The organism is Lentimicrobium sp. S6, assembly GCF_013166635.1.
Classification (GTDB): domain Bacteria; phylum Bacteroidota; class Bacteroidia; order Bacteroidales; family UBA12170; genus UBA12170.
In genome coordinates this window covers 1-8,011 of the sequence record NZ_JABKBZ010000121.1, presented here as the reverse complement: position 1 = coordinate 8,011, position 8,011 = coordinate 1, and the positions used below count along the sequence as shown (strand labels likewise).

The window sequence follows — 8,011 nt, the reverse complement described above, 5'->3', positions numbered from 1 at the left end:
TTCAGATAATGAAACTATAGTTCAGAAAGTAGTTTTGAAGTAGGTTTATAGAGATTGCTTCGTCGTTCCTCCTCGCAATGACCATCTTCGCAATGAACATTCTGAGATTGCGAGCAGAGCGAAGCAAACTCAAACAAACTATGACAAATTTAAAAATTGAAAAACCAAAGAACAATGAAAAACATAAAGAAAATAACCCTCACAGCAGCATTTTTAATATTCACAGTTTTTGCTTTTGCACAAACTCCTCCTCCACCTAATAATGGAAATGGTGCTGCAGGCGGAGGGAATACTCCTGTTGGGGGTGGTGCTCCTGTAGGAAGTGGTATTGTTATCCTATTATTTACAGCTGGCACCTATGCAATAACAAAATGGAGAACCCAAACCCCTGATTATAAAATTGAGGAGTAAATTTCAAACCGGTCTTAAGGCCGGTTTTTTTTATGCTTATTGCCCCAATAAATACAGTTCTGGCTATTTCTCATTTTGATGCGCTGTAGTACCATTGAATAACAAAACAGAAAAAATCGATTTCCTAATGTTCGATTATTCAGGTTGAGTTAATCTTTTTTTTAAAAACTCTTTTGAAAGACATATTTCTTTCAAATTAGAAATCTTGTTAGACAGGTTTATTCTTTTACACTTTTTAAAAAGTGCAGCAAAACCACCGCTATATCAGCAAGTCTACTCCACAAATGACTTTCCGGAAAAACAATAAACTCCTCCTTATAGTGACAATCTACGATTCGTCACTAACGAGCGTCAAACAGTATTGTTTTTAACTCCTACAAGTCATTTGCTCCGCTTAACGACTTCCTGATAAGGCGGATATAGACTTCCGGCGGAAGCCTTTATAAATTTTGCGTGATTTAATTCAGAATCATTAATTGATTTCAATTTCATAGCAAAAATATACTCAAATAAAACTTCTTTATTACAAAAGCTTGGACTAATAACTTAAGCCGTAATATATTTTCGAAGACAGAGGGCAGGCCTTTCCCAAACTTAGGCCGGCTCATGCGATGAATTATAGAATATTTGATTTGTCAGCAAAAGGCCTTGGCTTTTAAAATAATGACATCGAGAATGTTTGAAATAGAAATGATAGTTTTAAATCAGTTAGGGTGGTTAGATTATTAGGTCATTAGTTTTCTACTTTGTTAGACAAATCAATATTCTATAAGAGGAGGGTAGGCAATTGTTTGGGATGGCTTTTTGCTTCCTTTTTTCCATGAAAAAGGATGAATTGGTAGCATTTTTGGTATGAAAAAATTTGCATAACGCATCAAAATAGGATTTAACCACAGTTCTGTTCGTCAATAATGCTTAGATTTTACTTGATGAAATTTGCATTTTTAATAGAAAATTATTAAATTGTAAACTTTTACAGGGGGATATAAAAAACAATCATTATGGGGCAAGAGAAGAGAAATAAGGGTTCATCTACACACGAATTGATTGAGCAAAACCAACAATTAAAGCTACAAGTCAGTCAGCTACAACAAACATTGAAGCATACTGAGATTATTAGTAATAATACCCAGGTAGATAATAATATGGGTACCTGGGAGATTGATTTAATTAGCAATAAACAGATTTGGTCCGATAACTATTGTAAACTAATGGGTTATCAAGAAGTGGTAACATCTCCAACATTTGAGCTTTTCTATTCTCATATTTACAAAGATGATGTTGATTTGGTAAAAAACACCATTGAAGAAAATATTTCATCAAAATCTCCCTGCTCTCTCGAATTTAGATTTATCCCTAAAGATGGTTCTTTAAGATATTGTAAGTCTACAGCAAATTATTTGTTTGATGACAATAATCAAATCATTAAGATTATAGGGGTTTTTCAGGATATTACAGAACAAAAAGATGTTTTGTTTAAATTGGCAGAAAATGAACAGAAATACAAATCTCTTTATGACAATGCTCCTCTCTCCTATCAATCACTTGATGCCCACGGAAACATTATTGATGTGAATCCTACTTGGTTAAAAACGCTAGGGTATAATAGAGAAGAAGTTATTGGAAAAAAGTTTGAAGATTTTTTACATCCAGATTGGAAAAACCTTTTCAGAAAAAACTTCCCTATCTTAAAAAAAAGAGGCTATGTAAACAATGTTCATTTTAGAATTAAACATCAAAAAGGTCATTATTTGGATATTTCTCTTGAAGGATGTACAGGTAACCATCCTGATGGTAGCTTCAAACAAACCTATTGCGTTTTTAAGGATATTACTGAGGAAACTAAAATTAAGGATAATGCCATTGAAAACAAAATGCTTTTGGAAAAAATAGCTGAAAACTATCCCAATTCATATGTATCTATTATTGAAAAAGATTTGAGTATTGGCTTTTCTTCAGGGCAAGAATTTAAAAAGCTTAAGCTCAACCCTCAAGACTTTATAGGTTTAACATTAGAACAAGTTTTTGGTGAAAAAGCCGACATTGTTGCCAAATATTATAAAGAAACCTTTAAAGGAAACGAAAGAAATTTTGAGTTGTTTATTAATAATCAATATCAACACTATAAAACGGTTCCTCTATATGATGAAGATGAAAAAGTAAACAGAATACTTGTTGTTGTAGAAAATGTTAGTTCCAGGAAAAAGAAAGAAATAGAATTAGTAAAAGCCAAAGAAAAAGCAGAGGAGTCTGATAAATTAAAAACCGCCTTCTTAGCCAATATGAGTCATGAAATAAGGACCCCAATGAATGGTATTTTAGGCTTCATTCAATTATTACAAGAACCCGATATCGATAAAGATGAGCAACAAAGTTTTATAAATATCATACAAAGTAGCAGTATAAAATTATTGCATACTGTAAATGATATTGTTGAGATATCGAAGATAGAAAGTGGAGCAATAAGTATTAGTAAATCAGAATTTGACCTGGTTCAGTTACTTGATAATCTGGTTACATTTTTCAAACCAGAATGCCATAAAAAAGGAATAGAGATTCATATTAAAAACCAAATTAAAACTGAGCAGATATTTATCAATACAGATCAAACAAAGTTAGATTCTATCGTTACCAATCTGATTAAAAATGCCATAAAATACACCGATAGAGGTTTTATAGAAACAGGTATTCAAGTCTCTAATCAAGAGATTATATTCTATTGTAAAGATACAGGCTTTGGTATTCCAAAACACAAACAAAAAGCCGTTTTTAATAGATTTGAACAAGCAGATACAAAAGAATCTAAAGCCATTGAAGGTTCAGGTCTGGGCCTAACCATTGTGAAATCATATGTGGAAATGCTAAAGGGTAAAATTTGGTTAGAATCTGAAGTGGGCAAAGGTTCTATTTTTTATGTATCACTTCCAATTAATACAAAATAACTTGTTCGATGGAAATTCATTCATGAACCATTCTTGCTACGTAGCCTGATAGATTTGTGATTATATGTTTTTAGAAGCTAAAGTGAGATACAATGAAGGACATAGTTTTAACTAAATATGAGACCAATAAAAAACAATTAGAAATTTACAAATAATGCTTAAATGGTAACAAAAATAAATTATATCATGATCATTAACTGATAGTTGTTTGTTATATCCAACCTTTATGTATTTTTAATCCTTGAACAATTTAAGATATTAATATGAAGATTAACCTTTTCCATCATAAGGAATTGAAACAAGAAATTCAAGAATTAAAGGCAAAACTAAAGCTTCAAGAAGAGCGAGCAGCAACCTATTATGATATGTATCACCATATCATAGAAGCCTCCCCTCTAGGTGTTATTCTTTATTCATTGGATGAAAACGACCAACTTATTTTTAAAAGCCATAATGAATCTGCTAGCAAAATATTAAATATAAATCTAAATGATTATACGGGAAAAAGCATTGAAGAAGCATTTCCTGGTTTAAAAGAAACAAATATTCCAGAGGCCTATAAAAATGTGATTAAAACAGGAGAACCCTTTTTTAATTCTCAAATTGACTATGAACAAAATGAAATAAAGGGTGCCTATGAAGTTTTTGCTTACAAAATTGCTCAGAACCAACTCGCAGTTAAGTTTTTTGATGTAACTGATAATAAAATAGCTGAAAGAAAATTAGCATTAAGTGAAAATAGGTTCAGAACTATTTTTGAAAATGCCCCCGTTTTTATTGATGCTTTTGATAAAAATGGTAAATGTATTTTATGGAATAAAGCATGTGAATATGGTTTTGGTTGGACTATGGACGAATTAAATAATTCAGACCACCCGCTAAGTCTATTATATCAAGATAAAAAAGTCTATCAAGAAGTTAAAGACACCATGTTTAATACCACTTCTACCGGATTCAATTATTATAATCCCAATACAAAATTTGGACTTAAAATACCATCACGATGGGCCAGTTATAAAGATACCGAGGGCAATGTTATCAATATTGGCTATGATATTTCTGGTGAAACTAAGTATAACCAAGAAAGAAAGCTTAATGAATTACGTTTAGAAACTCTGGTTGAATTAGGAAATATGACCAATAATTCATTTGAAGATATTCATGATTTTACCTTAAAAAAAGCAATAGAGTTAACCAACAGCAACATTGGCTTTTTGGCATTTGTAAATGATGAAGAAACCGAAGCCCAAATTTTTAAATGGTCTAAAACCGTGATGAATAACTGTAATATGGAGGAAATAAACATGTCGTTCAATACTGTAGAAGCTGGAATTTGGGCAGATGTCATTCGTTCTAAAAAACCAACCATCATTAATGATTATTCAAAAAACCTAGAAAATAAAAAAGGTATTCCTAGTGGACATGTGGACATAAAGAATTATTTGAGTGTTCCTGCTTTTAAGAACCAAAAAATTACAGCTATAGCATCTGTTGCCAACAAAAATGAAGATTATATGCAAGCAGATGTTCATCAGCTATCGTTATTACTCGATGGAATGGTCACTTTTCTAGACCAAAGAAATAAGAAAAAAGAATTGATAGAAGCAAAACGAAAAGCGGAGGAGTCTAATCATTTAAAATCAGTCTTTTTAACCAACCTCAGTCATGAAATTAGAACGCCAATGAACGGTATAGCAGGATTAACAGATATGCTTCAGGAGCCTGATTTGCCCTTGGAGGAGCAAAAAGAATTTATCAAATTGATTAAAAATGGTAGTGAAAGACTTCTAAACACCGTAAATGACATTGTAGAGGCATCTAAAATAGAAAGTGGAGAAATTATAGTGAACCAAAGAACAATAAATATAATAGACCTTGCTAGCCATATCATATATCAACATAAACCAAAATGTGAAGAAAAAGGCCTAAACCTTTCTTTTGAAACCTATGGTAAATATGAAAGATTTATCATAGAATCTGATGAACAGAAAATATCATCAATTATAAATAATATTCTTTTAAATGCTATTAAATTCACCAAATATGGATCTATTGATTTAGAGTTAAAATTAGAGTCAGAATCCTTATTAATAATTTGCACAGACAGTGGAATTGGTATCCCAAATAATAGAAAAAAAGCCATCTTTAATAAATTTGAACAAGCAGAACTAAAAGATTCAAGAAACTACGAAGGTTCTGGTTTGGGTTTATTCATTGTGAAGTCATATGTTGAAATGCTGAATGGAAGCATTTGGTTTGATTCAGAAGTAGATCAAGGTTCAAAATTCTTTGTTTCAATACCTCTGCCATAGGAATAGATGGCAAATCGGTTATTCAGAGCACTCTATAATTGATATTATATCACCCTTGTATTTTGTTCGTTTTAATAACATTACCCATTAAAGCAGGACATAATTAGTATAAATTGGCTAATATTTAATTAACATAAGTGCAAAATCTTAAAGAAATGAGGAAAATTTCAGCTTTCAATAAAAACCCGTATATATCTGATTTACTGATGATTTAAAAACTTATTCAATTACTATACCAAAATACTTAGTCATTTTTATCAACATATCACAATATAAAACTTAAACAAAACACCAACCAAACTATAAAACACTAAATATCAACCCATTAATACAAACCTCCAATATTACCTGAAAATCGGAGTCTTTTCTTTGGAAACCAAGCAAATAACAATATTTACACCTGATTATCAGCATATAACAGCAAAAAATATCACAAATAGATTTTTTTGTTAACAATAAGATGTTTTTAATAGTTCATCCTGTTCTCAGCAACAGTAAACACTAGCATTACAGGTATTTAGTATTTTTTATCAACATCTAAATGTCAATTTTCATATCCATACCACCTCTTGACAAACTCAATTAGTCTTCGTAATTTTACCATGAGAAATTAAACAATAAACTAAGTATTATGAAAAAGAGAAACAATAACAGATTAAGAAGACTTAAATTAAAAATATTATATCATGAAAAGTTCATACAAACATGACCAACAAAATAAACAAGCATTAATTGATATCAACCTTTTAGCAAAAGAACCATTTGTTTTCTTTTCACACCAGACGCTCCCCTATCGTCTGTGCCTGTGTTCCGATCTTAATCAATTAAGATCATCCCCTATAAAATCCCCGAAAAACAACATACTTAAAATAGTGATGAACCCAATTCAATGGATTCAAAGTGAAGCACTATGTCTCAGAATGAATAGGCTCGCCATTATTCATGATGATTTCATTTATACATATAAAAAAGAGAGGAGGCCTTTATGCATTATTAGTTTATAAACACCCATAATTAACACCTAAAAAAGCTGAGGAGCTTCGAATACCTTCAGTATTTAATAATTAAAATTTTTAAAGATGAAAAACTTAGAGTTTTCAAAAGAATGCAAAATCAAGTTGTCAAAGAACAACACATTATTAATTTTTAAAATTCAAAAATCATGGTAAATTACAGTGTTAGACAAAAAGTGAATCCTCGAGATATAGAGGAGGCACGTAAGTATTATGCAATAGCAAAATCAAGCAGAACAGTTGATGTTCGTGAAATTGCAGAACAAATAGCAGAGGAAGTATCCTTAGGAACCTCCGATGTATTGGGAGTACTTGAATCTCTTTTAAAGAATATTCCGAAGAATTTATCTCGAGGACATATTGTAAAATTAAGAGATTTTGGAACGTATCGACTCACGGTTCAATCAGAAGGATCAGCAACCGAGGAAGAGTTCCACGATAGTATGATAAAAGGAACAAAGGTTCAGTTTAGGCCTGATCCTCTATTCCTTAGGTCCTTTGCTTTACTAAAATATCAAAAAGTGCAGTAATTGATATTTATTTTTGTAAAAATGGAGTAACAAACTTACTCCATTTTTTTTGTGACTTCAAGAATTTAACATTTTGCCCCATCAAAACGCAGCCTTCCTCTTAAAAATTGCAGTTTTACTTCTAAAAAAAGCACAGCATCGTTTGCAAAACGCAGCTGACCAATTAAAAATGACTGCTTTATTTCTTTACATCCTTCAAAATGAATGATTATCCTAGTTTACAGCTCGGCCTTTCTAATATATTTCCTTTTGTTATACGCCATATCATTTTTTACTCTTTTCTTTTTTTCAACAATATTTATGGTTTTTCAACAAAATACACCCTCTCTTTACCTTTTAAGAAGATTTAATGGGTCATGTTGATTTTTATGGGGAACTCAAGGCTATATTTCTGATATTCTATATAATTCTCCTTAATTGTTTTCTCTCAGCCCTTCAGGCTGGTGCTTTATCTTGTGTTCAAAGCAAGGAGCTTTGCTCCTTGCTTTGATGTTGCAGGCTTTCAGCCTGCTTTCTATCCTACCCTGATAGAGCCTGAAGGGCTCATAAACCTCAACTTGGGGCACTCTCCCGACTATGTGAGGGTATTCCTCATGCTTTCCTTCCAAAGCAAAACAAAGCCTAGAAGACCTAACAATAAACGCAGCAATGTGCATTTCCAGATAGAGCCTGAAGGCATTAGCGTTAACTTAAGCAAAAAGCTCTTTCAATTTGTTGCTCAAAATTTAATCGATTTTTCCTTTTCTCATAAGTACAATACCTTGATAATTTAGCTAATGAGTCGCCTGGGATATTTGGGCTGT

The 8,011-nt window shown here is 31.6% G+C and carries 4 protein-coding genes; all 4 read left to right on the top strand.

Going from position 1 to position 8,011, the window contains the following annotated elements; all coding sequences use genetic code 11:
- Window positions 1–174: 174 nt before the first annotated feature.
- The 4 genes from HNS40_RS21225 to HNS40_RS21210 all read left to right on the top strand — a co-directional run bounded on the left by HNS40_RS21225 (window position 175) and on the right by HNS40_RS21210 (window position 7,208).
- Window positions 175–411, top strand: coding sequence for a hypothetical protein (locus tag HNS40_RS21225; RefSeq protein WP_172284724.1), 237 nt, complete (start codon window positions 175–177; stop codon window positions 409–411).
- A gap of 1,001 nt (window positions 412–1,412) precedes the next feature.
- Window positions 1,413–3,353, top strand: coding sequence for a PAS domain-containing protein (locus HNS40_RS21220; protein ID WP_172284723.1), 1,941 nt, complete (start codon window positions 1,413–1,415; stop codon window positions 3,351–3,353).
- A 263-nt stretch (window positions 3,354–3,616) separates the two neighbouring features.
- Window positions 3,617–5,665, top strand: coding sequence for an ATP-binding protein (locus HNS40_RS21215; protein ID WP_172284722.1), 2,049 nt, complete (start codon window positions 3,617–3,619; stop codon window positions 5,663–5,665).
- A 1,162-nt stretch (window positions 5,666–6,827) separates the two neighbouring features.
- Window positions 6,828–7,208, top strand: coding sequence for an HU family DNA-binding protein (locus HNS40_RS21210; protein WP_172284721.1), 381 nt, complete (start codon window positions 6,828–6,830; stop codon window positions 7,206–7,208).
- The last annotated feature ends 803 nt before the right edge of the window (window positions 7,209–8,011 follow it).

What these genes read in the sequence shown, in the direction of transcription:
- HNS40_RS21225 (WP_172284724.1), top strand. Translation starts at nt 175, where the DNA reads ATGAAAAACATAAAGAAAATAACCCTCACAGCAGCATTTTTAATATTC.
- HNS40_RS21220 (WP_172284723.1), top strand. Translation starts at nt 1,413, where the DNA reads ATGGGGCAAGAGAAGAGAAATAAGGGTTCATCTACACACGAATTGATT.
- HNS40_RS21215 (WP_172284722.1), top strand. Translation starts at nt 3,617, where the DNA reads ATGAAGATTAACCTTTTCCATCATAAGGAATTGAAACAAGAAATTCAA.
- HNS40_RS21210 (WP_172284721.1), top strand. Translation starts at nt 6,828, where the DNA reads ATGGTAAATTACAGTGTTAGACAAAAAGTGAATCCTCGAGATATAGAG.